This window comes from Variovorax sp. 01T432, assembly GCF_056398605.1.
The window spans coordinates 1-26,762 of record NZ_JBFTPS010000074.1; the positions used below are offsets into that span (position 1 = coordinate 1).

At 66.3% G+C, this 26,762-nt stretch carries 24 protein-coding genes; 17 read left to right on the plus strand and 7 right to left on the minus strand.

What is annotated here, in order from left to right; all coding sequences use genetic code 11:
- The 6 genes from AC1DNF_RS32345 to AC1DNF_RS32370 form a co-directional block, all read left to right on the plus strand.
- Nucleotides 1-385: transketolase-like TK C-terminal-containing protein (locus AC1DNF_RS32345; protein WP_478152754.1), on the plus strand; the 385-nt coding region annotated here is incomplete at its 5' end.
- Between the two features lie 86 nt (nucleotides 386-471).
- On the plus strand, nucleotides 472-1,377 hold the full coding sequence (gene ltnD, locus AC1DNF_RS32350; RefSeq protein WP_478152755.1) for an L-threonate dehydrogenase: 906 nt from the start codon (nucleotides 472-474) through the stop codon (nucleotides 1,375-1,377).
- Nucleotides 1,374-2,642, plus strand: a complete 1,269-nt coding sequence (otnK, locus tag AC1DNF_RS32355; RefSeq protein ID WP_478152756.1) for a 3-oxo-tetronate kinase — start codon at nucleotides 1,374-1,376, stop codon at nucleotides 2,640-2,642. The genes ltnD and otnK overlap by 4 nt, the downstream gene beginning before the upstream one ends.
- 76 nt (nucleotides 2,643-2,718) lie before the next feature.
- The gene (locus AC1DNF_RS32360; RefSeq protein WP_478152757.1) at nucleotides 2,719-3,387 is read left to right on the plus strand and encodes a class II aldolase/adducin family protein; all 669 of its coding nucleotides are present in this window, start codon (nucleotides 2,719-2,721) and stop codon (nucleotides 3,385-3,387) included.
- 7 nt (nucleotides 3,388-3,394) lie between these two features.
- Nucleotides 3,395-4,222, plus strand: a complete 828-nt coding sequence (gene otnI, locus AC1DNF_RS32365) for a 2-oxo-tetronate isomerase (protein ID WP_478152758.1) — start codon at nucleotides 3,395-3,397, stop codon at nucleotides 4,220-4,222.
- Nucleotides 4,219-4,677, plus strand: a complete 459-nt coding sequence (locus AC1DNF_RS32370) for a RidA family protein (RefSeq protein WP_478152759.1) — start codon at nucleotides 4,219-4,221, stop codon at nucleotides 4,675-4,677. Before otnI ends, AC1DNF_RS32370 begins: the two co-directional genes overlap by 4 nt.
- A gap of 21 nt (nucleotides 4,678-4,698) precedes the next feature.
- On the opposite strand, the gene AC1DNF_RS32375 is transcribed toward AC1DNF_RS32370, so the two are convergent.
- From AC1DNF_RS32375 to AC1DNF_RS32390, 4 genes are all read right to left on the minus strand, one after another.
- Nucleotides 4,699-6,327, minus strand: a complete 1,629-nt coding sequence (locus AC1DNF_RS32375) for an MFS transporter (protein ID WP_478152760.1) — start codon at nucleotides 6,325-6,327, stop codon at nucleotides 4,699-4,701.
- A 16-nt stretch (nucleotides 6,328-6,343) separates the two neighbouring features.
- Nucleotides 6,344-7,111, minus strand: coding sequence for an amino acid ABC transporter permease (locus AC1DNF_RS32380; RefSeq protein ID WP_478152761.1), 768 nt, complete (start codon nucleotides 7,109-7,111; stop codon nucleotides 6,344-6,346).
- An 89-nt stretch (nucleotides 7,112-7,200) separates the two neighbouring features.
- A complete protein-coding gene (locus AC1DNF_RS32385; protein WP_478152762.1) occupies nucleotides 7,201-7,959 on the minus strand; it encodes a basic amino acid ABC transporter substrate-binding protein in 759 nt (252 codons plus the stop codon).
- Between the two features lie 37 nt (nucleotides 7,960-7,996).
- A complete protein-coding gene (locus AC1DNF_RS32390) occupies nucleotides 7,997-8,485 on the minus strand; it encodes an Lrp/AsnC family transcriptional regulator (protein WP_478152763.1) in 489 nt (162 codons plus the stop codon).
- 171 nt (nucleotides 8,486-8,656) lie between these two features.
- On the opposite strand from AC1DNF_RS32390, the gene AC1DNF_RS32395 reads away from it, so the two are divergent.
- The 5 genes from AC1DNF_RS32395 (at nucleotide 8,657) to AC1DNF_RS32415 (ending at nucleotide 18,233) form a co-directional block, all read left to right on the plus strand.
- Nucleotides 8,657-12,274 carry an indolepyruvate ferredoxin oxidoreductase family protein gene (locus tag AC1DNF_RS32395; protein ID WP_478152764.1) on the plus strand — a complete coding sequence of 1,206 codons (3,618 nt, stop codon included), beginning with the start codon at nucleotides 8,657-8,659 and terminating at the stop codon, nucleotides 12,272-12,274.
- A gap of 215 nt (nucleotides 12,275-12,489) precedes the next feature.
- On the plus strand, nucleotides 12,490-12,822 hold the full coding sequence (gene yajC, locus AC1DNF_RS32400; RefSeq protein ID WP_478152765.1) for a preprotein translocase subunit YajC: 333 nt from the start codon (nucleotides 12,490-12,492) through the stop codon (nucleotides 12,820-12,822).
- A 48-nt stretch (nucleotides 12,823-12,870) separates the two neighbouring features.
- On the plus strand, nucleotides 12,871-14,748 hold the full coding sequence (gene secD, locus AC1DNF_RS32405; protein ID WP_478152766.1) for a protein translocase subunit SecD: 1,878 nt from the start codon (nucleotides 12,871-12,873) through the stop codon (nucleotides 14,746-14,748).
- Between the two features lie 12 nt (nucleotides 14,749-14,760).
- On the plus strand, nucleotides 14,761-15,714 hold the full coding sequence (gene secF / locus AC1DNF_RS32410; protein ID WP_478152767.1) for a protein translocase subunit SecF: 954 nt from the start codon (nucleotides 14,761-14,763) through the stop codon (nucleotides 15,712-15,714).
- A 110-nt stretch (nucleotides 15,715-15,824) separates the two neighbouring features.
- On the plus strand, nucleotides 15,825-18,233 hold the full coding sequence (locus tag AC1DNF_RS32415; protein WP_478152768.1) for a DUF1631 family protein: 2,409 nt from the start codon (nucleotides 15,825-15,827) through the stop codon (nucleotides 18,231-18,233).
- A gap of 22 nt (nucleotides 18,234-18,255) precedes the next feature.
- Here AC1DNF_RS32415 and AC1DNF_RS32420 read toward each other — a convergent pair whose 3' ends face one another.
- The 3 genes from AC1DNF_RS32420 to AC1DNF_RS32430 all read right to left on the minus strand — a co-directional run bounded on the left by AC1DNF_RS32420 (nucleotide 18,256) and on the right by AC1DNF_RS32430 (nucleotide 21,227).
- Nucleotides 18,256-18,771 (minus strand): Smg family protein, encoded by a 516-nt coding sequence (locus AC1DNF_RS32420; RefSeq protein WP_478152769.1) that lies wholly within the window; start codon nucleotides 18,769-18,771, stop codon nucleotides 18,256-18,258.
- Nucleotides 18,772-18,857: 86 nt separating this feature from the next.
- Complete coding sequence (gene dprA / locus AC1DNF_RS32425) at nucleotides 18,858-19,997, minus strand: DNA-processing protein DprA (protein WP_478152770.1); 1,140 nt, start codon at nucleotides 19,995-19,997, stop codon at nucleotides 18,858-18,860.
- 18 nt (nucleotides 19,998-20,015) lie between these two features.
- On the minus strand, nucleotides 20,016-21,227 hold the full coding sequence (locus AC1DNF_RS32430) for a LysM peptidoglycan-binding domain-containing protein (protein WP_478152777.1): 1,212 nt from the start codon (nucleotides 21,225-21,227) through the stop codon (nucleotides 20,016-20,018).
- A 162-nt stretch (nucleotides 21,228-21,389) separates the two neighbouring features.
- Here AC1DNF_RS32430 and def point away from each other — a divergent pair, with 162 nt between their 5' ends.
- The 6 genes from def to AC1DNF_RS32460 form a co-directional block, all read left to right on the plus strand.
- A complete protein-coding gene (gene def, locus AC1DNF_RS32435) occupies nucleotides 21,390-21,911 on the plus strand; it encodes a peptide deformylase (protein ID WP_478152771.1) in 522 nt (173 codons plus the stop codon).
- Nucleotides 21,908-22,408 (plus strand): hypothetical protein, encoded by a 501-nt coding sequence (locus AC1DNF_RS32440; RefSeq protein WP_478152772.1) that lies wholly within the window; start codon nucleotides 21,908-21,910, stop codon nucleotides 22,406-22,408. The genes def and AC1DNF_RS32440 overlap by 4 nt, the downstream gene beginning before the upstream one ends.
- 7 nt (nucleotides 22,409-22,415) lie before the next feature.
- Complete coding sequence (fmt, locus tag AC1DNF_RS32445; RefSeq protein ID WP_478152773.1) at nucleotides 22,416-23,366, plus strand: methionyl-tRNA formyltransferase; 951 nt, start codon at nucleotides 22,416-22,418, stop codon at nucleotides 23,364-23,366.
- The gene (locus tag AC1DNF_RS32450; protein WP_478152774.1) at nucleotides 23,366-24,106 is read left to right on the plus strand and encodes an AzlC family ABC transporter permease; all 741 of its coding nucleotides are present in this window, start codon (nucleotides 23,366-23,368) and stop codon (nucleotides 24,104-24,106) included. Before fmt ends, AC1DNF_RS32450 begins: the two co-directional genes overlap by 1 nt.
- Complete coding sequence (locus tag AC1DNF_RS32455) at nucleotides 24,103-24,441, plus strand: AzlD domain-containing protein (protein WP_478152775.1); 339 nt, start codon at nucleotides 24,103-24,105, stop codon at nucleotides 24,439-24,441. Before AC1DNF_RS32450 ends, AC1DNF_RS32455 begins: the two co-directional genes overlap by 4 nt.
- 1,167 nt (nucleotides 24,442-25,608) lie before the next feature.
- A partial coding sequence (locus tag AC1DNF_RS32460) for an NEL-type E3 ubiquitin ligase domain-containing protein (protein WP_478152776.1) occupies nucleotides 25,609-26,762 on the plus strand: 1,154 nt, incomplete at its 3' end.

Genomic DNA, 26,762 nt, shown 5'->3' on the forward strand with positions numbered 1-26,762 from the left:
CGCGATCCTGACCGAAGTCGTCAAGGCGGCGCAGCTGCTGTCGCAGGAGGGCATCGACGCCGAGGTGTTCAGCGTCACGAGCTGGAGCGAGCTCGCGCGCGACGGCCATGCCTGCGAGGAGCGCGCGCTGGCAGGCGATGCGGCGCCGGAAACGCCCTTCATCGCGCGGCAGCTGGGCCTGGGCAGCGGCCCGGTGATCGCCGCGACCGACTACGTGCGCGCAGTGCCCGAGAGCGTGCGCGCCTTCCTCCCCGAAGGCCGCCGCTACCTCACGCTCGGCACCGACGGCTTTGGCCGCAGCGACACGCGCGCCGCCCTGCGACAGTTCTTTGGCGTCGACGCGCAGAGCATCGCGCGCGCGGCGCGGCACGCACTGGCGCGCTGAAGCACGGAGGCACAGACGCCGAGGGAATTCCTTGAGAGGCCCGGCTTCCGCGATTTGTATGATGACCATATCAATCGGGAAACGCCATGAAAAATGCAGGTCTCATCGGTCTGGGCGCCATGGGCGCGGGTATCGCCGCCACCTTGCGCGACAAGGGCTACACCGTGAACGTGTGCGACGTGCGACCCGGCGCGGCCCTCGCCTTCGCTGAAAGGGGCGGGGTCGCCTGGGCCAGCCCCGCGCAGGTTGCGGCTGCCTGCGAGGTGGTCATCTCCGTCGTGGTCAACGCCCAGCAGACCGAAGAGGTGCTCTTCGGCGCGGACGGCGCGGCCGCGGCGATGAAGCCAGGCAGCGTGTTCGTGATGTGCTCGACCGTGGATCCGAACTGGTCGATGGCGCTCGAAGAGCGGCTCAATGTCGCCGGTATCCTCTACATCGACGCACCGATTTCCGGTGGCGCGGCGAAGGCCGCCAGCGGGCAGATGACGATGATGAGCTCGGCACGGCCTGAAGCCTATGCGGCGGCGGATGGCGTGCTGGAAGCGATGGCCGGCAAGGTCTACCGGCTGGGCGATCGCGCCGGAGCGGGCAGCAAGGTGAAGATCATCAACCAGCTGCTCGCCGGCGTGCACATCGCCGCGGCCGCCGAGGCGATGGCGCTCGGCCTGCGCGAAGGCGTGCCGGCCGAGGCGTTGTACGAGGTCATCACGCACAGCGCCGGCAACAGCTGGATGTTCGAGAACCGCATGGCCCACGTGCTGGCGGGCGACTACACGCCGCTGTCGGCGGTCGATATCTTCGTGAAGGACCTGGGGCTGGTACTCGACACGGCGCGCGCGAGCAAGTTCCCGCTGCCGCTCGCATCCACCGCGCACCAGATGTTCATGCAGGCATCCACGGCGGGCTTCGCGAAGGAAGACGACAGCGCGGTGATCAAGATCTTTCCGGGCATCGAGCTGCCGCCCGCCAACACTTCGCCGGCAAAGCCATGACCATCATGCTCGGCTGCATCGCCGACGACTTCACCGGCGCGACCGATCTCGCCAACAACCTGGTGCGCGCCGGCATGCGCGTGGTGCAGACCATCGGCGTGCCTGCGTCGCCCCTAGGCGCCGAGGTAGATGCCGTGGTGGTGGCGCTGAAGTCGCGCACCATCGCGCCGGCCGAGGCGGTGGGGCAGTCGCTGGCCGCCCTGCACTGGCTGCAGGCGCAGGGCGCGCGGCAGATCTACTTCAAGTACTGCTCGACCTTCGACAGCACGGCCAGGGGCAACATCGGCCCGGTGGCCGATGCGCTGATGGATGCGCTACGCACGGACTTCACCATCGCCACCCCGGCATTCCCCGACAACAAGCGCACCGTGTTCAAGGGTTACCTCTTCGCGGGCGATGTGCTGCTCAACGAGAGCGGCATGCAGAACCATCCGCTGACGCCGATGACCGACGCCAACCTCGTGCGCGTGCTGCAGGCGCAGACGCGGCGCAAGGTCGGGCTGATCGACTACGCCACCGTGGCGCGGGGCGAGGCCGCGATCCGGGAGCGCATCGCACAGCTTCGCGGCGAGGACGTGGGCATCGCGATCGTCGATGCGGTTTCCAACGACGACCTGCTGCGCCTCGGTCCGGCGTTGGCGGACATGCCGCTGGTGACGGCCGGCTCGGGCGTGGCGATCGGATTGCCGGCCAACTTCGGCATCGCGCCTTCATCCTCGGCCAGCGCGCTGCCGGCCGCAGACGGCTGGCGGGCGGTGGTCTCGGGAAGCTGCTCGCTCGCCACCAACCGGCAGGTGGCGCACTTCATCGCAGCGGGCCTGCCGGCGCTGGCAATCGATCCGCTGCGGCTCGCGTCCGGCGTCGATGTGGCCGCGCAGGCCCTCGACTGGGCCGCGCCGCGGCTGGCCGACGGCCCGGTGCTGGTGTATTCGACGGCCGATCCCGAGGCGGTGAAATCGGTCCAGGGCCGACTCGGCATCGAGGAAGCGGGCGCGATGGTGGAGCGTGCCATCGCCAGCATCGCGCGTGGCCTGGTCGAACGGGGCGTGCGGCAGCTGGTGGTCGCGGGCGGAGAAACTTCCGGTGCCTGCGTGCAGGCGCTCGGCATCGCGCAGCTGCAGATCGGCGCGCAGATCGACCCCGGCGTGCCCTGGTGCCATGCGCATGGCGACGTCGCCGACGGTGCGGGACTGCACATCGCGCTCAAGTCGGGTAATTTCGGCACCGACGATTTCTTCACCAAAGCCTTTACAGTGCTCGGATGAAGCGCCTCCACGCCCATGTAGTTCGCTGTCCCACGAGGGGGCGCCCCGGGCCCTTCGGGCGGCCGGGCGGCCTGTCATGAAGGAAAGCCAGGCGCGAGAGGAGATCTGCCGCGTCGGCCGCAGCCTCTTCGAGCGCGGCTATGCGCATGCCACTGCGGGCAACATCAGCGTGCGGCTGGACGATGGCTTCCTCATCACGCCGACCGACGCCTGCCTGGGCTTCCTCGATCCCGCGCAACTCGCGCGGCTGGACGCCGAGCTGCGGCAGACCAGCGGCGAGCGGGCCAGCAAGACCATCGCGCTGCACGCGCGCATCTACGCGGCGGCCGGGCGCTTCGACGCCGGAACGCGCTGCGTCATACACACCCACAGCACGCATTGCGTGGCGCTCACGCTGAATGCGCCGGGCGACGAACTCCTGCCGGCACTCACGCCGTATTTCGTGATGAAGGTGGGGCGTGTGCCGGTGATTCCCTACCACCGACCGGGCGCGCCGGAAGCCGCCGAGGCGGTAGGGCGGGCCATCGACCGCTATGGCGAGCAGAGCTCGCCGATTCGTGCCGTCATGCTCGAACGCCTCGGTCCCAATGTCTGGCACGACACGCCCGCCGCGGCCATGGCCGTGCTGGAGGAACTGGAAGAGACCGCGAAGCTCTGGACGCTGAGCGGCCCTGCCACTCGACCCCAATCCCTGAGCCCGTCTCAGATCGATGAACTGCGCCGAAGCTTCGGCGCCCGCTGGTGAAACTGTCATGCCCCGATTCGCTGCCAATCTTTCCATGCTCTATCAGGAGCTCGATTTCCTCGACCGTTTCGAGGCCGCCGCGACAGACGGCTTCCGTGCGGTCGAGTACTTGTTCCCCTACGCGTACGACAAGCGCGAGCTTGCGGCCCGCCTGTTGGCCAACGGCCTGCAGCAGGTGCTCTTCAACGGACCGCCCGGCGACTGGGAAGGCAACGATCGCGGACAAGCCTGCCTGCCGGGCCGCGAGGCCGAGTTTCGCGAAGGCGTGCTGCAAGCCCTCGACTACGCCGACGCGCTCGACTGTCCACGCATTCACCTCATGGCCGGTCTGGTGCCGCAAGGCATGCAGCGCGAGGACGTTCAGGGCGTGTACATCGAGAACCTGCGCTGGGCAGCGGCCGAGGCGGCGAAGGCGGGGCGCGACATCCTGATCGAGCCGATCAACACGCGCGACATCCCGCGTTTCTTTCTCAACCGGCAGGACCACGCCCACGAAATCATCGAAGGCATCGGCGCGCCCAACCTCAAGGTGCAGATGGACCTGTACCACTGCCAGATCGTCGAGGGCGACGTGGCGATGAAGATCCGGAAATACCTGCCCACCGGCCGCGTCGGACACTTCCAGATCGCGGGCGTGCCCGAGCGGCACGAGCCGAATATCGGCGAGCTGCACCATCCCTATCTCTTCGATGTGATCGACGAGGTGTCCGCCCAATGCGGATGGGAAGGATGGGTGGGCTGCGAATATCGGCCGCGGCGCGGCGCGGTGGCCAACGGCACATCCGCCGGACTCGATTGGCTGCGGGCCCTGCCGCGCACGGGGAAGACGGCATGAGCATGGGCAAGCCGATGGCCAACTACGCGGCCGCCAAGCGGGTCGGCGATTTCGTCTTCATGAGCGGCGTGGTGGCCGTCGACCCCTCGACGCGACGCGCCGTCTCGAGCTATGAGGATATCCCCGAGACGGCGCGCGCCGCGCTCCGGGCGCTCGGCTACGCCACGGGCCAGATGTCGGTGGACGTCTTCGAGGCGGCCATCGTGGCGCAGAGCTGGTTCGTGCTGGAACGCATTCGCCAGATCGCGGCCGAACATGGCGGCACGATGGACGATGTGGTCAAGCTGGTCCAGTACTTTCGCCGCCTGCCCGACTACGCGCCCTACAACCGGGTGCGCGGGCTGTTCTACCCGGGCGAGCCGCCGGTCAGCACGGTGGTCGAGGTGTCGCGCTTCCTTCCGGGCGACGAGGTGCTGATCGAGGTGGAAGCGACGATGTACCTGCCTCGGCCCTGAGACGCCGGCGGCTCGGCGTCCTCAGCGCAGAACCACGTAGCGCGTCACCGCCGGCATCGCCTCCCCCTGATGGAAGGCGAGGCGCCGCTCGCGCAGGGCGATGTCGGCCGCGGTGGCGCGGTGGAAACGGCGCAGGTGCTCCGTCCAGGACTCGTCGACGATCTGTTCAAGATAGCGGCCAGGCTCGGCAATGTCGTGCAGCAGCTCCCAGCCGATCGCGCCCTGGCTCAGGCGCGCGCGGCGCGTCTGCTGCATCACGATCTGGAAGGCGGCGGCGCGCGCCGGGTCGATCATGTATTCGATGGTGATCACCACCCGGCCTTCCTCGCCGGGCCCGCTCTTGGGCGGGCCGGCGGCCCAGCCCTGGTGCGCGGGGCTGGTGTCGTCTTCCTCGGCCACGCCGTCGGTGACGTAGCGCAGCGCCACCACCATGAAGGCAGTGCCGCTGGCTGCGGCAATGCCGAGGCTGATGTAGAGCGAACTGAGTTGCGCCACCTGGCCCCACAGTGCGGCACCGAAGGCGCTCGCGCCCATGATGGCCATCTGGTACATCGACATGCCGCGTGCGCGCACCCAATCGGGCAACGCGAGCTGGGCCGATACCGACAGCGAATTCGCGACCGTGATCCAGGCCATGCCGCAGAGGAACATCGCCGGCACGGCGACCCAGGCATTCGGGGCGACCGCCATGACCGCGGTCGCGGCGGACTGCAGCAGGGTGCCGCGGATCACGAGCTGGTCGCGCGTCATCGCCTGGCGCAGCCGCGGCAGGAAGAGCACCGCCAGGATGGCGCCCGAGCCCATCGCGGCCAGCAGCAGCGTGAAGGTGCCGGCGCCGCCGCCGCGAAGGTTGCGCGCCAGCAGCGGCAGCAAGGCGAGCACGGCGGTCGAATGCAGGAAGAAGATCGAGATGCGCGTGAGCACGGCGCGCATGCGCCGCGACTGGCGCACGAACTGCACGCCCACGCGCATCGCGCTGATGAGCTTTTCGCGGCCGAGCGGATGAGGCGTGTGTTCGCGCCGCCAGCGCAGCACCACGAAGCCCGAGGCCACGCACAGCACCGCGTTGAGCCCGAACACCCACACGCTGCCGGCGCTCGCGATCAGCGTCCCGGCCAGCAGCGGCCCGACGATGCGCGAGGCATTCATCGCAATGCCGTTGAGGCCCAGCGCAGCCGGCAGGTGCGTGCGCGGCACCAGCTCTGGAACGATGGCGGAGAACACCGGCCAGCGCAGCGCCAGGCCGATGCCGTTCGCAAAGGTCAGGGCCAGCAGCAGCGGCGCCGTCATCAGGTCGAGCACCACGGCGGCGCACAGCACCACGGCCGCGCCCGCGAGCCAGAACTGCGTGGCGACGAGCCAGCGCCGCCGGTCCAGGATGTCCGCCAGCGCCCCGCTGGGCAGCCCGAGCAGGAACACCGGCAGCGTGGATGCCGATTGCACGAGTGCGACCCAGATCGGCGAGGTGGTCAGCGAGGTCATCATCCACGCCGCCGCCACGTCGTTCATCCACATGCAGATGTTGGCGATCAGCCAGGTGCTCCACAGCATCCGGAACACGGGCAGCTTGAGCGGTTCGAGCGGCCCGATGCGCGCGGGCTGGGCGCGCGCGGGAGCGACGGGTGTTTCCTCGGGCGAGATCGGTGGCATGCCGCGCGTGAGGGGCTCAGCCGCGGTCGCTGCGCGCCAGCCGATATTCGAGGCGGCGCAGCATGGTGGTGAGCGCGAGCGTCATGAGCCAGTAGATCAGCGAGATGGCCAGGTAGGGCTCCCAGTAGCGCCCGTAGGCGCCGGCCACGGTGCGCGCCGCATAGGCCAGCTCGGCCAGGCCGATCGCGGATACCAGCGAGGTGTCCTTGAGCAGCGCGATCGCGTTGTTGCCGAGCGGCGGCAGCATGCGGCGGAAGGCCTGCGGAAGCACCACATAGCGCATCGCCTGCGCCTGGGTGAATCCCAGCGAGCGGCCCGCATCGACCTGCCCGCGCGCGATTGACTGGATGCCGGCGCGAAAGACCTCGGAGATGTAGGCGGCCGAATTCAGCGTGAGCGCGACGATGCCCGATATCAGGGCGCCATGCTCCTGTTTCAGCGTGCGGGCGAGTTCTCCCGTCACGATGAGGCCGGTGGTCGGATGGATGAACAGCGGCATCACCGCGAAGTGGATCAGCAGGATCTGCACGAACAGCGGCGTTCCGCGAAAGAAGCTCACATAGACCGTCGACGGCCAGCGCAGAAAGACGCGCGCCATCCACGACCACGGTGCATGCCTTGCCTGGGCCAGCCGCGCGAGCGCGAGGCACAGCCCCCAGCTGGCACCGAGCAGCACGCACAGCACCGTCATGCGAAGCGTCATCCATGCGCCTTCGATGAACAGGCTCTTGTATTCGAGCAGAATGTCGAGCCGAAACCAGCCAAACCAGACGATCGGTTCCATCGAACCCTTTCTCCTATGTCATCAACGAGAAACGGCCGCGCAGCGGCCGTTCGTTTGCATGGGGCACTAGGCCGCCCGCAGGGCCAACATCACTTCGGGTCCTTGTTGAACCACTTCCTGTAGATGGTCAAGTAACTGCCGTCCGCGCGGATCGCGGCGAGCCCCGCCGCGAGCTTGTCCTGCAGCGCCCTGTCGCCCTTCTTCACGACGATGCCGAAAGCCTCTTCGGGAAAGGAGGGGTCGTCGATCGTCTTCAGCTCGGGGTTCTGCGCCACGCGGTATGCGATCACGCCGTTGTCCCCCACGGCGGCATCGACGCCGCCGCCGGCGAGTTCGGAAATGATCAGTGGCGTGCTTTCGAAGCGGCGCAGGTTCGGGTTGGTCTTGCCGAACTCGCGCGAGACCACGTCGTCGGCGGTCGAGGCATTGACCACCGCGATCTTCTTGCCTGCGAGGTCCTTCAAAGAACTCACGCCGCTGCTCTTGGGGACAGCGATCAGCTGCCTGGCCGCGAAGTAGGACGGCGAGAAATCGTAGCTCTGCTTGCGCTTGTCATTGATGGTGACGCCGGAGATGATCAGATCGACATCGCCGTTGTTGAGCGCCGCGAAGATTCCGCTCCAGGGCGTGTTGACGACCTTGACCTTGAAGCCCTGGTTCTTCGCGATGGCGTTGATGATGTCGATGTCGAACCCGACGATCTGCTTGTCCTTGTTCTCGAAGGCGAAGGGCGCGTAGGTGGCGCTGGAAGCCACCGTCAGTTCGCGGTTCTGCGCCTGGGCGCCCATCGAAAGCGATGCGGCGAGGAGCGCGAGGGAAAGGGAGAGGGCGCGGCGGAATGAGTTCATTTCGAAGTTCTTCTGTACTGGCGGGGGTCCGGCGATTCTAGGTCGCGGCCTTCTTCGCCAGGTGCCCCAGGGGGAGGGCATGGCTGGCCTTGACCTCGCCGAGGGAGAAGCTGGTATGCAGGTCCTTCACGTTCGGCAGGTTGAGCAGGTGCTGCAACGCGAAGCGCGAGAAACTGTCGAGGTCCTGCGCGACGACCTGCAGTTCGAAGGTGCCGGTGCCGCTGATGTAGTGGCAGGCGATCACCTCCGGCAACTTGCGGACCGCGTCCTCGAGCTTGCGCGTGACGTCGCCGGTGGTGCGTTCGGTGTCGACGCGCACGAATGCGAGCACGCCGAGCCCAATCTTGCGGCGGTCGATCTCGGCGTGATAGCCCTTGATGAAGCCCGCCTCCTCCAACGCCCGCACGCGACGCCAGCAGGGCGCTGCCGAGAGACCCACGCGCTGCGCAAGCTCGGCGTTCGTCAGCCGTCCGTCGGCTTGCAGTTCTTGCAGGATGGCGAGGTCAAACTTGTCAATGCTTTCCATGATGGTCAATCTTAAGCAAGATCCTTCCAAAATGGCGGCTTAATGAGGCAAAGAACGCAAACACCTGTCGAGGCCGCAGGCATACACTTTGCGTGATGATGGCTGAGGGGTATCCGACCCGGATGCCTTGCAAGCCACGCCCACAAGGCATAGCCACTGGAGACAGACCCAATGAACGCACCTCTGCCCGAGCACATTCGCAAGGCCCTCGAAACGGTCACGCTCGACGACAAATATTCGCTCGACTACGGCCGGGCCTTCATGAGCGGCGTGCAGGCGCTGGTCAAGCTGCCGATGCTGCAGCGGCTGCGCGACCAGCAGCAGGGCAAGAACACGGCGGGCTTCATCAGCGGGTACCGCGGCTCGCCGCTCGGCGGCTACGACCAGGCGCTCTGGAAGGCGAGCAAGTTCCTGAAGGAACAGAACATCGTCTTCCAGCCCGGCGTGAACGAAGAACTTGCCGCAACGGCACTCTGGGGCACGCAGCAACTCGGCTTCTCGCCGGCGGGGACCAACAAGTTCGACGGCGTTTTCGGCATCTGGTACGGCAAGGGCCCGGGCGTGGACCGCTGCTCCGACGTCTTCAAGCATGCCAACATGGCCGGCACCACCGCATGGGGCGGCGTGATCGCGGTGGCCGGTGACGACCATATCTCCAAGAGTTCCACCGCGGCGCACCAGAGCGACCACATCTTCAAGGCCTGCGGCACGCCGGTGTTCTTCCCGGCGAACGTGCAGGAGATCCTCGACCTCGGCATCCATGCCTTCGCGATGAGTCGCTTTGCCGGCATCTGGTCGGGCATGAAGACCATCCAGGAAATCGTCGAGTCGAGTTCCACCGCGATGATCGACCCCGACCGCGTCGAGATTGTGATGCCCACTGATTTCCAGATGCCGCCCGGCGGCTTGCACATCCGCTGGCCCGACCACGCCCTGGAGCAGGAGGCCCGCCTCATGCACTACAAGTGGTATGCCGCGTTGGCCTACATTCGCGCCAACCGGCTCAACCACAACGTGATCGAAGGACCGAACGACCGCTTCGGCATCATGGCCAGCGGCAAGGCCTACAACGACACGCGCCAGGCCTTGATCGACCTGGGCCTGGACGATGCGGCCTGCCGCCGGCTCGGCATCCGCCTGCACAAGGTCGCCGTCGTGTGGCCGCTTGAAGCGCAGCTCACGCGCGAATTCGCGACCGGCCTGCAGGAAATCCTGGTGGTCGAGGAGAAGCGCCAAGTCATTGAATACCAGCTCAAGGAAGAGCTCTACAACTGGCGCGCCGACGTGCGGCCCAATGTGGTCGGCAAGTTCGACGAGGGCGAAGGCGCGAGTGCCGACGGCTATTCCGGCGGGGAATGGTCGATGCCCAACCCGACCGCGCACACGCTGCTGCGCGCGAATGCCGACCTGAACCCTTCGCTTATCGCCAAGGCCATCGCGCAACGACTGAAGAAGACGGGCCTGCTGGCGGCCGCCGGCGCCGACATGGCCGCGCGAATCGACGCGCAGCTCGCCATCATCGAAGCGAAGGAGCGCGCCATGGCCCTGCCGCCCGCGAGCGGCGTATCCGATGCGGTGCGCCAGCCGTGGTTCTGCTCGGGCTGCCCGCACAACACGAGCACCGTCGTGCCCGAGGGATCGCGCGCCATGGGGGGCATCGGTTGCCATTTCATGGCGACCTGGATGGACCGCTCCACCATCGGTTTCACGCAGATGGGCGGCGAGGGTGTGCCGTGGGTGGGCCAACAACCATTCACGACCGACCAGCACATCTTCGCGAACCTCGGTGACGGCACCTACTTCCACAGTGGCCTGCTCGCCATCCGGCAGAGCATCGCGGCTGGGGTCAACATCACTTACAAGATCCTCTACAACGATGCCGTCGCCATGACTGGCGGCCAGCAGGTGGGGGAGCGGCCCGAGGGGCATTCCGTGTTGCAGATCGCGGAAAGCCTGCATGCCGAAGGCGCAAAGAAGGTCGTGGTCGTGACTGACGAGCCCGAGAAGTACGAGGGCGTGAATGTGCCCGGCGACCATGTGAAGGTGCGCCACCGCGACGACCTGGACGAAATCCAGCGCGAGTTCCGGGAAATCAAGGGCACCACCGCCATCATCTATGACCAGACCTGCGCGACGGAGAAGCGCCGTCGACGCAAGCGGGGCACGGCCGTCGATCCGGCCAAGCGGGTGGTCATCAACGAACTGGTCTGCGAAGGCTGCGGCGACTGCAGCGTGCAGAGCAACTGTCTGTCGGTCGAACCGGTCGAGACCGAGTTCGGCCGCAAGCGAACCATCAACCAGAGCACCTGCAACAAGGACATGAGTTGCCTGAAGGGCTTCTGCCCGAGCTTCGTCACGGTCGAGGGCAGCCAGCTCAAAAAGAAGTCGAAGAACAAGGCATCAATGCCGGCCGATCTCGGCGCGCTGCCGGAGCCGGCCTTGCCCTCGCTTGCGGGCGGCAACGTCTGGGGCATTGTGGTGGCGGGCGTCGGCGGAACCGGTGTCATTACCATTGGCCAGCTGCTGGGGATGGCGGCACACATCGAAGGCAAGGGCATCGTCACGCAGGACGCGGCGGGGCTGGCGCAGAAGGGCGGAGCCACCTGGAGTCACGTGTTGATCGGCGACCGGCAGGACGACATCCGGACCACGCGCGTGGGCACGGCCGCGGCCGACCTGATTCTGGCCTGCGACCCGCTGGTGAGCGTCAACGTGGAAACGATGGCGCGCATGCGCGAAGGGCGCACGCACGTCGCGCTCAACAGCCACAGCTCACCGACTGCGGCTTTCGTGCGCAACGCGAACTGGCAGAACCCGCAGGAGGCGTGCGCCGCCGAGATCACGCGCGCGGTAGGCATCGGCGGCGTGGGCGCCTTCGACGCCGACGCGGCCGCGACCGCGCTGATGGGCGACACGATCTATGTCAACCCGATGATCATGGGCTATGCGTGGCAGAAGGGCTGGATCCCGCTTGCGCATGCGTCTTTGATGCGCGCAATCGAACTCAATGCGGTGGCCGTGGACAACAACAAGGCGGCCTTCGAATGGGGCCGCCAAGCCGCGCAACGGCCCGAGGAACTGCACAAGCGCGTCCAACCCGGGCAGATCATCGAGTTCAAGAAGCGCGAGACGGTGGAGGGCTTGGTCGCCCGCCGGGTGGAGTTCTTGACCGCCTATCAAAACGCGTCTTACGCCGACGAGTACAAGGCCTTCGTCATGAAGGTGCAGCGGGCTGAGTCGACCCTGGGCAAGACCCGCCTTGCCGAAACCGTCGCGCGTTACCTCTTCAAGCTGATGGCGTACAAGGACGAATACGAAGTCGCACGCTTGCACACCGATCGGAGCTTCCTCGACCGCGTCGAAGGCATGTTCGAAGGTCAGATGGGCAAGGATTTCAAGCTCAACTACCACCTCGCGCCGCCCCTCATCGCGAAGAAGAACGCCAAGGGCGAACTGCAGAAGCAGAAATTCGGACCTTCGATGCTGATCGGGTTCAGGCTGCTCGCGAAGCTCAAGGGCCTGCGCGGCACGCCGCTGGACATCTTCGGCCGCACGGAGGAACGAAAGACGGAACGCGCCCTGGTCGGCGAGTACCGCGCGAGCATCGAGGAAGTGCTCACCGGCCTGAGCGCCGACAACCACGGGATGGCTCTCGAGATCGCGAGCCTGCCGGAGCAGATCCGCGGCTATGGCCACGTCAAGGATCGCAACCTGGCCGCCGCGCGCGTGCGCTGGGCCGACCTGATGGGCAAGTGGCGCAACCCCGAGCCAACGCGCGTGGCGGCCTGACACTGTCCCGCCTGGACCCGCCGCACCCCGGGGCCGCGCCGCGTCACGGAGCGTCCTGAAAGCCCCAACGGCCCCGCCGGGTTAGCCCGCGCGGGGCTTCATGCCGCCGAATACAATGCCCGGTGCTGTGCGCGGCAAAGCCCCGCGCTGCGCGGCTTTCTCGTAGGCCGCGATCCTCTCGTTGACCGTACTTCTTCCCTCTGTTGGAGACTCCCTTGTTCATTTCCTCCGCTTACGCCCAGACCGCACCCGCTGCTGCCGGAGGCAGCGACATGTTGTCGTCGCTCGGCAGCATGCTGCCGCTCGTGTTGATGTTCGTGGTGCTCTATTTCGTGATGATCCGTCCGCAGATGAAGCGCCAGAAGGAAGCGCGCGCGATGATCGAGGCGCTGGCCAAGGGCGACGAGGTCGCGACCTCCGGCGGCGTGCTCGGCAAGATCACGCAACTCGGCGAGCAGTACCTGACCATCGAGATCGCCAAGGGTGTCGAGGTGCAGATCCAGCGCAGCGCCGTTGTCCAGGTGCTGCCCAAGGGCGCAATTAAATAAGGTGAAAGCGCGGGTGCTGCACACCGCGCGTCCTCGAAGGTTGAATCGATGAACCGTTACCCGGTATGGAAGTACGCGATCATCGTGATCGTGCTGCTCGTGGGGCTCGTCTATGCCCTGCCCAATTTCTTCGGCGAGGCACCCGCGGTGCAGGTGTCGTCGGCGAAGTCGACCGTCAAGGTCGACGCAGGGACCCAGGCTCGCGTTGCGGAGGCCTTGAAGGCCGCCGGCCTCGCACCTGACCTGATGACGCTCGACGCCACCTCGGTGCGCGCCCGCTTCACCAGCACCGACGATCAGCTCAAGGCGCGCGACGTCGTGCAGCGCGCGCTGGTGCCGGATCCGAACGAGCCGTCTTACGTTGTGGCGCTCAACCTGCTCTCGCGTTCGCCGTCCTGGCTCACCGCCCTGCACGCTTTCCCGATGTACCTGGGCCTCGACCTCCGCGGGGGCGTCGACTTCCTGCTGCAGGTCGACATGAAGGGCGCCATCGACAAGAGGGCCGAATCCTTTGCAAGCGACCTGCGCACAGGCCTGCGCGACAAGGGCATCCGTGGCAGTGCGGTCAGCCGAAACGGCCAGACCGTCGAGGCACGCTTTCGCGACGCTGCCAGTCTGGAGGAGGCCAAGCGCCTCATTCAGGACCAGTTGCCCGACCTCACGACGGTCGACAGCCAGGAAGGCAGCGACTGGAAGCTGACGGCTTCCATCAAGCCCGAGGCGGCGCGCCGGCTGCAGGATGCCGCGCTGAAGCAGAACATCACCACGCTCCACAACCGCATCAACGAACTCGGCGTGGCCGAGCCCGTGATCCAGCAGCAAGGCCTGGATCGCATCGTGGTGCAGTTGCCCGGTGTGCAGGACACGGCGAAGGCCAAGGACATCCTGGGCCGCACGGCCACGCTCGAGATGCGTCTGGTCGACGAAAGCACCGAGGGCCGCGCGGCTGAACTCGGCACAGGGCCGGTGCCTTTCGGCTCGGAGAAATTTCTCGATCGCCAGGGGCGCACCGTCATAGTCAAGAAGCAGGTGCTGGTGACCGGCGAGAACCTCACCGATGCGCAACCGGGCTTCGATTCGCAGACCCAGCAGCCCAAGGTCGACCTGACCATGGACGCCAAGGGAGGCCGGATCATGCGCGACGTGAGTCGCGAGAATTTCCGCAAGCGCATGGCGATGCTGATCTTCGAGAAAGGCAAGGGCGAAGTGCTGACAGCCCCGTCGATCAACGGCGAGCTGGGCAATCGGTTCCAGATCTCGGGTTCCATGAGTGTTGTCGAAGCGAATGATCTCGCGCTGCTGCTGCGTGCCGGCTCGCTCGCCGCGCCGATGGAGATCATCCAGGAGCGCACGATCGGCCCGACGCTCGGTGCCGACAACATCGAGAAGGGCTTCAAGAGCGTGATGTACGGCTTCATCGCCATCATGATCTTCATGTGCGCCTACTACGCGCTCTTCGGCGTGTTCTCGTCGATCGCGCTCGCGGTCAACCTGATGCTCCTGGTCGCGATTCTTTCGATGCTTCAGGCCACGCTCACGCTGCCCGGCATTGCGGCCATGGCCCTCGCCATCGGCGTGGCGATCGACTCCAACGTGCTGATCAACGAGCGGGTACGCGAGGAGTTGCGCGGCGGTGCCTCGCCGCAGGCGGCGATCCATGCGGGCTACGATCGCGCATGGGGCACGATTCTCGACTCGAACGTGACCACGCTGATTGCGGGCATCGCGCTGCTGGCTTTCGGGTCCGGGCCGGTGCGCGGCTTCGCTGTGGTGCACTGCATCGGCATCGTCACGTCGATGTTTTCCGCTGTGTTCTTCTCGCGCGGGCTGGTGAACTTCTGGTACGGCAGCAAGAAGAAGCTCAGGACGGTATCGATCGGCACCGTCTGGAAGCCGAAAACCGACGCCGTGGCGAACGCCAAGTAAGGGAACAGAAAAATGGAGTTCTTCCGGATCCACAGGACCATCCCGTTCATGCGCCACGCACTGGTGCTGAACGCTGTTTCGTTCGTAACATTCGCGCTGGCAGTCTTCTTCCTGATTCACCGTGGGCTGCACCTGTCGGTCGAATTCACTGGCGGCACGGTCATGGAGGTCGCCTACCAGCAGTCGGTGGACGTGGGCAAGGTGCGCGATGCGGTAGGAAAGCTCGGCTACCCTGACGTTCAGGTGCAGAACTTCGGCACCTCGCGCGACGTGCAGATCCGCTTGCCGGCGCTGAAGGGCCAGACTTCGGCTCAGCAGAGTGAACAGGTCATGGCGGCGCTCAAGGCCGCGGACCCCTCCGCGACGCTGCGGGGCAATGAATTCGTCGGCCCGCAGGTCGGCGAAGAGCTCACCACCAATGGTCTCAAGGCGCTCGGCATGGTGGTGGTCGGCATCATGATCTACCTGGCCTTCCGGTTTGAATGGAAGTTCGCGCTGGCCACTGTGCTGGCCAATCTGCACGACGTCGTGATCATCCTGGGCTTCTTCGCCTTCTTCCAGTGGGAGTTCTCGCTGGCGGTGCTGGCGGCCGTGCTCGCAGTCCTGGGCTATTCGGTCAACGAATCGGTGGTCATCTTCGACCGGGTCCGCGAGAACTTCCGCCGCTACCGCAAGCTGAGCACCCGGGAAGTCATCGACAACGCGATCACCTCCACCATCAGCCGCACCATCATCACGCACGGCTCGACCCAATTGGTCGTGCTGTCGATGTTCTTCTTCGGCGGCCCGACACTGCACTACTTTGCGCTGGCGCTGACTATCGGCATCCTGTTCGGCATCTATTCGTCGGCCTTTGTGGCGGCGGCCATCGCGATGTGGCTTGGTGTCAAACGCGAGGATCTGATCAAAGGGCCGATCAAGCGCGATGGCGATCCGGACGATCCGAACGCTGGCGCCACGGTGTGAGCGCCCGCTCGATGTTCGGATTGGTTAGCATTGTCAGCACTTGTGCGGTTACGCTTGCCAATGCAAGCTTGAGCTTGTCGAAATCGTCCTAATTGCCGTTCAACCCCTCAATGACCACCCGGTCCCACGCCTCTTCCCTGCAGCTCGCACGCGAGACGCGTGAACGCTTCGTCATTGCCACCGAGGTCGTCATCGAGCCGGTGGCTCGCGGAGTTCAGGAGCGACTCATGACGCTCGCCAGCCAGACTGGCAACGCGCGCGAGATGCAGGAGAACCGGGATGGCTTCCTGGCATTCCAGGCCCATGGGTCGAGCTGGGTGTCCCTGTCGAAGGCTGCATGGCGCAAGGCGCTGGCCAGCAGCGCGTCTGACGGGGCGTCGCCCCATTCGTCGTCCAGCCTCGAATTGATCGGCGACGAGGTTGTCGAAACCAATATCCTGTCCTCGCGTCTGGCCCAGGTGATCCAGGACAAGGCCGGTTTCGAGCTCAACGACCTTCGCCTGCGTATCCAGTTTCTCGAGGGCACGAGCGAGTTCGGGGCGAGGGACATACTCAAACCCGAAGCCTTCGCGAAGCTTCTGGTCGATCAGTGGCTGGCCGCCGGCTTGAGCCGCGCGCTCTGGACCAAGGTGCAGGACCAGGTCCAGCACCACATGGTCGACACGGTCGTGAAGGCCTACAAGGATGCCAACGCGTTCCTGATCGACAAGGGCGTGATGCCGGAGATCGATCTCAAGAGCCTTGTCAGGCGCACCGGCGGGGCCAGTTCCGGGCCCGCGCCGCTCGGCGGCAGCTTCGCGGGTTCTCGCGCCGGCGGTGCGACGGGGGGCATGCCGGTCCAGGCCCACAGCCACCAATTGACGCATGGAGGCGGCGGCTTCGGTGCACCTGCCGGAAGCTTTGCGCCCGCGTCCATCGGGATCGGCATGGGCCGCGCCGGCGGGGCTGGGCCGCGCGCGGGTGGAGACACGATGGTCGCGACAGGCGGCTCGCCTCTGGTCATGGCTCGTCAGCGCGCGCAGGGCGTGCTGCTGAATCTCAAGCGCTTCGTCAGCGCGCGCATCGGCGGCGACCTTTCGCAGCAGCGCGTTCCGGGCGTGGTGGCCATGGCGGGTGGGCCGGGAGGCGGCGCCGGTGCGCAGGCCTTCACGGCGGCGATCGCCGAGGCTGAGGCTGCCTATCAGGTCATGGCATCGCAATACGTGGTCGGCGACGAAGCGACGGCCATCCAGCAGACGGCGGCCGAACTGCGCCGGCGCACGACCGAGCTCAAGCGCAAGGCTCCCACCACCGCCGACAAGGCTACGGTCGAGATCGTGGCGCTGATGTTTCAGGCCATCCTCGCGGAAGAGCGCATCCCCTTCTCGGCGCGCGTCTGGTTCGCGCGCCTTCAGATGCCGGTGCTGCGCGTGGCGATCGCCGAACCGGAGTTCTTTGGAACCTTGCAGCATCCGGCGCGCATGTTGATCGACCGCATGGGGTCCTGCGTGATGGGCTTCGATGCGGCGGCCATTTCGGGCAGCGCGCTCGAAGGCGAGATCCGGCGTGTCGTGCAGGTGATCGAGCAGTATCCGGAGACTGGCCAGCGTGTCTTCAAGCTGGTATTTGACGAGTTCGTCGTCTTCCTGAACAAGTACCTGACGCAGAGCGACACCACCCAACGGGTGATGAGCGTCGCGCAGCAGGTCGAGCAGAAGGAAACGATGGCGATCCAGTACACCATCGAGTTGCGCAAGATGCTCAACGACATGCCTGTACGCGAGGAGATCCGGGAGTTCCTGTTCAAGGTCTGGGCCGAGGTGCTGGCCATCGCCGCGCTGCGCTATGGCGGGCAGGACGAGCAGACGGTCACGCTCAAGCGAGCCGCCTCCGACCTCGTGTGGGCCGCCAGTGCCAAGCCCAATCGCAACGACCGCACGCGTGTCATCCAGGATCTGCCCCAGTTGCTGCAACGCCTGCGCCAGGGCATGACACTGCTGGGGATCGTTGGCGACCCGCAGGAGGCGCACATCAAGACCATCGGCGCGACGCTGTCGGACGCCTTCCTTTCGAAGACGGAAGCCATCCCGCCGGCCAAGATCGAGGCGATGGCGAAGCGTCTTGCCAATCTCGAGGATTTCGTGACCGATGAGGGCACGACCGATCTTCCGCTGGACGCCGCCAGCATCGAACTGTTGCTGGGCGTCGACGCGGCCTCGATCGAGGTCGTGCCGGACACCGGCACCAAGGTCAGCGAAGACATGCTCGCATGGGCTCACGAACTGCAGGTCGGAACCTGGTTCATGCTCGACCACAACGACCGTGTGACCCAGGTTCAGTTCGTCTGGCGCAGCGATCGCAAGCAACTGCATCTGTTCGCGTCGAGCGATGGGCGCAGCTTCCTGATCCAGGTCGGCCGGCTCGCGTCCTACCTGCAGGCGGGCTTGTTGGTGCCAGCCGAAGAAGAAACGCTCACGGTCCGTGCAACGCGCGAGGCGCTGGCCAAACTGGACGCAAACCCTGAGCGCTTGCTGAACTGAAGTGACCCGAGGTCGCGCTGGCTCAGTGCGCGATGCGGTGAATCGTGTCGTCGCAGAGTTCGTCGAGCATCAGCGCGTCGGGCTCGATCCCGGTGCTCCAGTGCACCATCAGCACGATGATCTTGAGTTCGTCGAGTGCGAGCGGCTCGCCGGGGGTTGCCATCGCGCGATCGAGCACGATCTCGCGCATGCCCGCGGGCAGGACGCCCGCCGATTCAAGAAAACTGACGAATCCCAGGCATTCGGCACCCAGATGCTCCTGCTCCGCGGCCGAATAGACTCGCATTGAGCCTGGTGACTGGGTGAGCGCGGCATCGCCGGGTTCGCGAAGCGTGATCGTGGCACTCGCGCCGTCGCCATGTCGGGTCAGCTGCATGCCTTGGGTAGCGAGGCTCAAGCCGTCGAGCCAGCGCAATGCGTCGCGGATTTCTTCGGCGTCGAAACCTTGCGCACTGAGCTTTCGGCCCAGCTGCTCGGGTTCGGGGCACGCGTCGCTGCGCCAGTAGTTTTCGTAGACAAACACGAGCACTTCGAACATGGGCTCAATATAGCCCACTCGACGCGCAAGGCCCGCAGCGTTTACTTGAAACCCTCGACCGCGCCGGGCGCCGGGCGCCGGGCTGCTCAGGCCGAGCCCATGCGCTGAAAAAGTCCACCCGGCAGTCGCCCGACGCTGCCCAGCAGTTCCAGTTCGAGCAGTTGCGTTTGCAGCAACGCGGCACTGAGGCCGGTCCGGGCGCACAAGGTGTCGAGGCTGACCGGATCGAAACCCAGCGAGCCCAGCAGGCCATGCTCTCTCGGCGCGGCGGCGGGGCCCGGGGCGCCTTGCCGTGCGCGGGGTGCGGTCGGCTCCAGGCGAAGCTCTTCGAGAACATCCGTGACTGTTTCGACCAGCTTTGCGCCTTGGCGGATGAGGGCGTGGCAGCCGCGCGACTGGGGTGAATGGATCGAGCCGGGGATGGCGAACACCTCCTTGCCCTGTTCCGTCGTCAGTTGGGCGGTGATCAGTGAGCCCGATTTCAGTGCGGCCTCCACCACCAATGTGCCGCGGGCGAGCCCCGCGATGATGCGATTGCGTCGAGGAAAGTTCTGGGCGAGCGGCGGCGTGCCGAGGGCGTATTCGCTCACGATCAGGCCCCGTGCCGCGATCCGGTGCGCCAGCTCGCGGTGCCGTGCAGGATAGACGCGGTCCAGCCCCGTGCCTACCACCGCGACCGTCGCCAGCTGACCCGCGTCGGCAGCTGCGTCGAGCGCGCCCTCGTGGGCTGCGCCGTCAACACCGAGCGCCAGACCGGAAACGACCGTGATTCCCGATTCGCCGAACGCCCGCGAGAAGGCTCGGGCGTTCGATGCGCCTTGCGGTGTCGGATTGCGACTGCCGACGATGGCGATGCTGCGCTCGAGTTGAGCCAGATCGAATCCGGGCGCGCCGAAGACATAGAGCATCAGCGGCGGATCGGCCATTTCGAGCAGCGCGGCGGGGTAGCCGATGTCGCCCAGGGTCACGATGCGTCGCGTGGCCCCATGGGCTTCCACGCCTCGCAGCCACTCTTCGGTCCGGTCGAGAAGCGGCGCGAGCCCTTCCGGCGTCTGTCCCAGTGCCTTCGCCTGCGCCGGCGTCACGACTTGCTGCAGCGCCCTCTGTGACTGGGCAAACACATCGGCCGGCATGCCGAAGGCAGCCAGCAGTTTGCGCGCGGTGTCGTTGCCGACCCCCGGCGTCAGGCCCAGCCGCTGCCAGCCCGCGAGTTCTTCACGTTCCACGCGTGGACAAGGGGGCGATCAGGGGTTGATCAGCAAGTCGCCGACGCGCGGGGCATCGTTGATTTCGAGCACCAGGGCGTACGAAACCTTCTCGAAGGTGCGGAACACCATGAGCAGGCCGATGCGTTCGTTCGGCAGCTTGAGCGTTTCCTTGCCGGTCCCCGTCTTGTCGATGATGGTTTCACCGTTCTTGAGAATTGCCAGTACGTGGCCGCTTTCGATGCCGTCGCGCGTGCCCTTGTTGATCGCGACCACCTGATTCTGCGCGGCGAACTGCACGGCGTTGCCGTAGACGGAAACGATGCGGCCGCCGGAGACCGTTTGCTCCGGTGCACGCGGCACATAGCTCAGGAGCTGCCGGGGTGGTTCGGGAAGCAGCCGGTCGCCCGCGCGCATTTCTTCGCGCGCGGCAATGATGTCGATGCTCGCGGGAACCACGCTGACGACTTCCTTGCCATCGACCATCTCGCTGGCGGTCGATTCGCCACGCTGCAATGTGGCCTTGCCGAGATACTGCGCTTCGTAGCCGAGGATCTCGCCTGTGCCGGGGTCCGTCAGCGGCGTCGCATTGCGGAAGATGCGGAAGGTCTTGATCGGACCCGCCGTTTCGACCAGGGGCGAATTGAATTCGCCGCGCGCGTAGGCCCGGTCGCCGCGGGCAAGCAGCACACGGCTGTCATTGCCGGCCACGATCCGCGGCGCCGTGACCAGGGTGCCCTCGTCCACGACGATCGGTTCGGCCAGGAAGGGCTCGATCAGGCTTGGATTGAGCGTCGGCAGCGCCATGCCCGACAGCGATTCGTAGCKGGTACGCGGAGAGAGCTTGATCGTGCCGTCGGGTGCGCCGGTGCCGCGCCGCGTGCTCAGGCGCGCGCGTCCGCCGGTCTTGTCCAGATAAAGCACCTGGCCGGGGTAGATGCGGTGCGGATTTGAGATCTCGCTCATGTTCATTCCCCACAACTCCGGCCAGCGCCAAGGGCTGCGCAGATAGAGGCGAGAAATGGCCCAAAGCGTGTCGCCCGGCTTCACGGTGTATTCGTCGGGCGCATTCGGCGCGAGTTCGCTGATCGGGATTCCGGCCTGTGCCGTCTGCTGCGCGGTACTGCGCTGCTGCGGCGTGACGGGATAAGTCTGCGCGAACGCCGCTGTCGCGCTGCCCACCATGGCCATCACCGCTAGCGTGGCGACGAAGTTCGGACGCAGGCTTCTGTCGATTCGGAGTTTGTTCATGGTTTGATGGTGTGCACGCACTACGCCCCGGGGGACGTACGAATCCTCACAATTTGCAACGAATTTTGCGCTGATGCCCTTGATAGGGCAACGTTTATCCGGTCTGAGGGCGTCGCGCCGTCGCGGAAATGGCGAAAATGGCGACAACTTTTCCTCGTTTTCATGGCCAAAAGAACCATTCTGAGCTACCCCGACAAGCGCCTGCACACGGTGGCCAAACCGGTGCAGGGCGTCGACGCGCGCATCAAGACGCTGGTCGTCGACATGCTCGAAACCATGTACGACGCCAACGGCATCGGGCTCGCCGCAACCCAGGTCGACGTGCACGAGCGCCTGGTGGTGATCGACATCTCCGAAGAACGCAATCAGCCGCTGGTGCTCATCAACCCAGAGATCGTATGGGCCAGCGAAGAAAAGGTCATGAATGAAGAGGGCTGCCTGTCGGTGCCCGGCATCTACGACGGTGTCGAGCGTTCCACGGCCGTGCGTGTGAACGCTCTCGACGCCGAGGGCGAGTCGCAGACCATCGAGGCCGAGGGCCTGCTGGCGGTCTGCGTCCAGCACGAACTCGACCACTTGCTCGGCAAGGTGTTCGTCGAATACCTTTCGCCGCTCAAACGCAACCGCATCAAGAGCAAGCTCCTCAAGCAGCAGCGCGAAGAGCAGAAAGAGGCGCGTGAATGACAGGGCTCGCCCGCGGCTGGCCGGCAGCGCTTGTCGTCGCCGTTCTGACGCTGGGCGGCTGCGCGAGCGAACCCACGCGTCTTCCCCTCGGCAGCTCCCGCGCGGAAACGCTGCAGCGGCTCGGTGCACCGACGTCGGTCTATCCGTTGTCCGCGGGCGGTGAGCGTTTGCAGTATTCACGCGCGCCCGCCGGCTTCGAGGTGGACAACGTCGACCTCGATGCGACGGGGCATGTGGTCTCGATCCGGCAGGAACTCGACGAGCGCATGTTCGACAGCACCATCCGCCCCGGCGTCTGGCGCGAGGCCGACGTGCTACGTACCTATGGCCGTCCTTTCGAGATCACCCAGGTGTCCTCCTTCGACGGGGTCGTCTGGGGCTGGCGCTACAAGGCGCTGAACACGCCTCGCATGCTTTTCATCTACATGGACCCTGCAGGCTTGGTTCAGCGCTATCACACAGCCGACGACCTTCTGCTCGAGGTCAATCCCCTGTGATGGCCGCATGAGGGTCGCGTTTGCGGGTACGCCCGAGTTTGCTCGTCACGCGCTGGAGGCGATAGCCGCAGCCGGGTTCGAGGTCGTGCTGGTGCTGACGCAGCCCGATCGGCCCGCGGGTCGAGGCATGAAGCTGCAGGCTTCGCCGGTCAAGCAGTTCGCTGCAGGTCGAACCTGGCCGGTCATGCAGCCGCGCAGTCTGCGCCTGGATGGCAAATACCCGGACGAGGCCGTCGCCGCGCTCACCGCCATCGCCGAAGCGAAGCCCGACGTGATGGTGGTCGCGGCCTACGGCCTGATCCTGCCTCAATGGGTGCTGGATGCGCCGCGGCTCGGCTGCCTCAACATTCATGCAAGCCTCTTGCCGCGTTGGCGCGGCGCTGCTCCGATCCACCGCGCGATCGAGGCCGGCGACGCGAAAACCGGCGTCACCATCATGCAGATGGATGCGGGCCTCGACACCGGCGACATGCTGCTTGTCGAGGCCTTGCCCATCGGCGATGACAGCACCGCGCGTCTGCACGATCGCCTCGCCGCGCTCGGGGCGCGGCTGATCGTTGAAGCGTTGAAGCAGGCCGAGGCCGGCACGCTGCATGCCGAGCCGCAACCGGCCGAGGGCATCACTTACGCGCACAAGGTCGAAAAGAACGAGGCGCAGGTCGACTGGGCACACGACGCCGTCTCGATCATGCGTCGCATCCGAGCCTTCGATCCCTTCCCTGGCGCCAGCAGCAGCCTCGATGGCGAGACCATCAAGATCTGGGCCGCTCGGGCGGATGCCGGGACGAGCGGCGAGGCGCCCGGAACGGTCCTCACGGTCGCGCCCTCGGGCATCGCCGTTGCCGCGAAGGATTCCACTGTCATCCTCACCGAATTGCAGCGTGCGGGCGGCAAGCGCTTGCCAGTTGCCGATTTCCTGCGCGGCTTCGACGTGAAGCCGGGCCAGGTCTTCGGCTGATGTTCTTCCTGCCTTCGATTCGCCGGCAGCCGGAGTTCCGGCAAGGGGTTCGCGACATGAGTTCGGTTGCCATCGGCATCGGCGCGTGGGGCCTGATGACCGGCGTGGCGATGCTCAAGTCGGGCATGAGCGTGTTCGAGTCGATCGCGATGACATTGCTGGTCTACGCGGGCAGTTCGCAACTGGCGGCCATTCCGTTGCTGATCGCCGGCGCTCCGGCGTGGGTCGTGCTGGCCACGGGCTTTTGTGTCAACCTGCGCTTCGTGGTCTTCAGCCTACACCTGCGGCCCTATCTCATGCACATGCCGCGCTGGCGTCGCATGACCCATGGCTATCTCACGGCGGACATGAGCTATGCCCTCTTCACCCGCCGGTACAGGGCGCCGCCCACCACCGTCGTCGAAGAGATCGGGCAGGAGGCCTACCTCACCGGCAACTACTTCGTGACCTGGTGTGCCTGGATGGGCATGAGCCTGCTGGGTATCGCGCTCGCCAACATGATCCCGCAGTCCTGGGGCCTGGGTTTTGCGGGCGTGCTGAGCCTGGTCGCCATCGTCTGCTCGATGGCGACGACCCGGCTGCGCATTCTGGCCGCCCTGATCGCCGGCGCGACGGCCGTCGCGGCCTACGCCCTGCCGCTCAAGCTCAACATCGTGGCCGGGATCGGCGTGGCGGTCCTCCTGTGCTTCTGGCTGGAAAAGCAGTTCGGGCTCGATCCCGACGCGGAGGACGACAAGTGAGCGGCACCACCGATATCTGGACGCTTGCCGTGATCGTCGGCCTGGCCTGCGTCACCGTCCTCACGCGCTGCTTTTTCTTCATCCTCGACCGGCCCTGGGGCCTGCCCGAGTGGGCGCACCGCGCGCTGCACTACGCCCCCGCAGCGGCGCTCGCCGCGGTGATCGTCCCCGAGATCGTGATGACCCAAGGCCACCTGGTCTCGACCTGGCACGACGCGCGGCTGTATGGCGCGGTGGCCGGCGCCGCCTACTTCTTCTGGCGGCGCGGCGTGCTGGGAACCATGCTCGCCGGCATGGCGATCTACCTGCCGCTCCATCTCGGCCTGGGCTGGTAGCGCGGCCGGGGGCAGGCGGCCGACTTGGCCGGTGCCGAATGCACGGCGGCTGTGCTCGTCGCCGCGGACATTGCGTGCCGTGGTCCACCGGGCGATTCGCCTGAGGGCCGATGTCTTCGCGCCAGGCACATGGCCAGGTGTCATGCGACACATAGGCTTCGAGTTCCGCCGTGCCATTGCTCTTGACGCGCGCGCCGTTGCCTGGAACCCAGAGAAGCCACATGTTCCCGATTCGACAAGACGCCCTGAACTCGGTGGGCAGCCACGCGTCGGCGCCGGACGGACCGTCCTCCGATCCATTGCGGATTCGCTCGAATCCCGCGGCCGAGTTCTCTCGGCCCACGGCGGCCTCGGATCCCGTCCTGGATGGCCTGCCCGGCACCAGACCCGAGCGCCCACCGTCTGCCGCGAATGGCGAACACGCCATGGCGGCGGTGATCCGAACCAGCGATTCCGACCTGCGCGATGTGCTGGAGGAATGGGCGCGCGAGACTGCGCACCCCGGCGCGGCGCGGGCGGTGAGAACCATCGTGGACTATCTCGAAAACGCGAACGCCGAGCTGCCGGGAACCTTGAATCTGGGGTACCACCGTATGCAGAGTCCGCCCCCGGGGCTCGACCGGCTGCCAGTGCGCGCGCTTTACCTGTCGGGCAACCAGCTGACCCGTCTGCCCATTGACCTCGCCGAAGGCGCCTTTCCCGGCCTGCAGAGGCTGTGGATTTCGGACAATCCACGGCGGGACTTCCGCGGGCTGGAGTGCCTGACGGAGCTTCAGGAGCTGAATCTCGGCTCCGTTCATTTGCGCGAGATACCTGAGAGTCTTGGCTCCCTCACGCAATTGAAAACACTCAATCTCGACGACTGCGGACTGACACATCTGCCGGTCTTCAGTGCGCTGACCGAGCTTCAATCCCTTTCGGTGAGCGACAACGAGCTGGCGGTGCCGCCGGACCTGGTTGCGTTCAAGCGGCTCAAGGCGCTCTATCTGTCCAGAAACCGCCTCACCGCGCCGCCTGATGTCGACGCATGCCCGAGGCTCGGCATTCTCAATCTCGCAGCCAATCGTCTGACGGCGATGCCGGACATCCGCAGGCTTTCTCGCTTGTCGAACTTGCACCTGAGCGACAACCAACTGGCGACCGTGCCGCGCTGGATCGCCGATCTGGATGAACAGCGAGGCCTCGCGCCAGGCCCTCGGCCAGCGCGTGGCCGCCGTGCTCGATGCGCTGGCGCGCGACGAGGCGGCGCGGCTGCAGTGCTTCGCCGCCGCCCAGGAAGGCCTGGGCACCTGCGGCGACCGCGTGGCCCTGACCTTCAGCGACATCGAGGTGGCCTCGCGCGCCATCGCGCTCGCCGGCCAGCGCGACGAACTGCTCAAGTTGGCGCGCGGGCAGTTCCGGCTCGACCTCGTTCGCCAGATCGCGCTGGAAGACCTGCTCGCGCGGCGCGGTGGCGTGGACGAGGTGGAAGTCATGCTGGGCTACGAACTCAGGCTGGCCGAGGCGCTGGAGCTGCCGGTGCAGGTGAGCCACATGCTCTACGAGCGCTGCGCGGATCTCGGTGCAGAGCAACTGGAGCGGGCGAAGCAGCGCGTGCTTCAGGCCGAGCGCGACGACCCACAGGCCTTCCTGCAGTCGCTGGCGCAGCGGCCGTTCTGGCAGGCCAGCCTTGAACAGCATCCGGCCTGCGCCGAGGCCATCGCGCAGCTGCGCGCGCAGCGCGACGAACACCAGGAGCACATCGAGCAGCAGCAGGAAGAGGGCTCCCTCGGCTCGGCCGAATACGCCGAGCGCTACCGGCAGATCAACCACGAGTACACGACCGAGCTGGAGCGCATCCATGCGCGCTTCACGCAGGCCTACATGGACATGGATGCCGCCGCCAGGGCGGCCTTCAATGCCGAGGCCGAGGTGAGGGAGTTTCATCTGGCCTACAGCGAGGAACCCGACAGGCTGCTGGAGGCGCTGCCGCCCGTGGAAGCTGGCCCCCTGCCCGCCCATGCGGCCTCGGCCGAGCAGGTGAGCGAGACCGCCACGCAGCTCCAGCGGCTGCTCGAACAGGGGCACACCGAGCAGGCCCGCGCACTCGCGGGCACGCTGCTGGAGCCCCAGTTCCTCGCGCAGCTCCACAGCCTGCCGCCCTCGCGCATGGGCGCCCAGGAGGCCCGTACCATGAACACCGCCCATGCCCGCTACATGGACCTGCTCACGGCCCTCGCCCGCGATGGCCTCATCGACCCCGCCCAGGCCTTCGACCGCCTGCGCTCGGCCGATGCGATGCGCGGCGAGACGCCCTACCTCCTGCACATCGCCTCGCGCAT

Coding starts and splice junctions, on each gene's coding strand:
- ltnD (WP_478152755.1), top strand. CDS start 472: ATGAAAAATGCAGGTCTCATCGGTCTGGGCGCCATGGGCGCGGGTATC.
- otnK (WP_478152756.1), top strand. CDS start 1,374: ATGACCATCATGCTCGGCTGCATCGCCGACGACTTCACCGGCGCGACC.
- AC1DNF_RS32360 (WP_478152757.1), top strand. CDS start 2,719: ATGAAGGAAAGCCAGGCGCGAGAGGAGATCTGCCGCGTCGGCCGCAGC.
- otnI (WP_478152758.1), top strand. CDS start 3,395: ATGCCCCGATTCGCTGCCAATCTTTCCATGCTCTATCAGGAGCTCGAT.
- AC1DNF_RS32370 (WP_478152759.1), top strand. CDS start 4,219: ATGAGCATGGGCAAGCCGATGGCCAACTACGCGGCCGCCAAGCGGGTC.
- AC1DNF_RS32375 (WP_478152760.1), bottom strand. CDS start 6,327: ATGCCACCGATCTCGCCCGAGGAAACACCCGTCGCTCCCGCGCGCGCC.
- AC1DNF_RS32380 (WP_478152761.1), bottom strand. CDS start 7,111: ATGGAACCGATCGTCTGGTTTGGCTGGTTTCGGCTCGACATTCTGCTC.
- AC1DNF_RS32385 (WP_478152762.1), bottom strand. CDS start 7,959: ATGAACTCATTCCGCCGCGCCCTCTCCCTTTCCCTCGCGCTCCTCGCC.
- AC1DNF_RS32390 (WP_478152763.1), bottom strand. CDS start 8,485: ATGGAAAGCATTGACAAGTTTGACCTCGCCATCCTGCAAGAACTGCAA.
- AC1DNF_RS32395 (WP_478152764.1), top strand. CDS start 8,657: ATGAACGCACCTCTGCCCGAGCACATTCGCAAGGCCCTCGAAACGGTC.
- secD (WP_478152766.1), top strand. CDS start 12,871: ATGAACCGTTACCCGGTATGGAAGTACGCGATCATCGTGATCGTGCTG.
- secF (WP_478152767.1), top strand. CDS start 14,761: ATGGAGTTCTTCCGGATCCACAGGACCATCCCGTTCATGCGCCACGCA.
- AC1DNF_RS32415 (WP_478152768.1), top strand. CDS start 15,825: ATGACCACCCGGTCCCACGCCTCTTCCCTGCAGCTCGCACGCGAGACG.
- AC1DNF_RS32420 (WP_478152769.1), bottom strand. CDS start 18,771: ATGTTCGAAGTGCTCGTGTTTGTCTACGAAAACTACTGGCGCAGCGAC.
- def (WP_478152771.1), top strand. CDS start 21,390: ATGGCCAAAAGAACCATTCTGAGCTACCCCGACAAGCGCCTGCACACG.
- AC1DNF_RS32440 (WP_478152772.1), top strand. CDS start 21,908: ATGACAGGGCTCGCCCGCGGCTGGCCGGCAGCGCTTGTCGTCGCCGTT.
- fmt (WP_478152773.1), top strand. CDS start 22,416: ATGAGGGTCGCGTTTGCGGGTACGCCCGAGTTTGCTCGTCACGCGCTG.
- AC1DNF_RS32450 (WP_478152774.1), top strand. CDS start 23,366: ATGTTCTTCCTGCCTTCGATTCGCCGGCAGCCGGAGTTCCGGCAAGGG.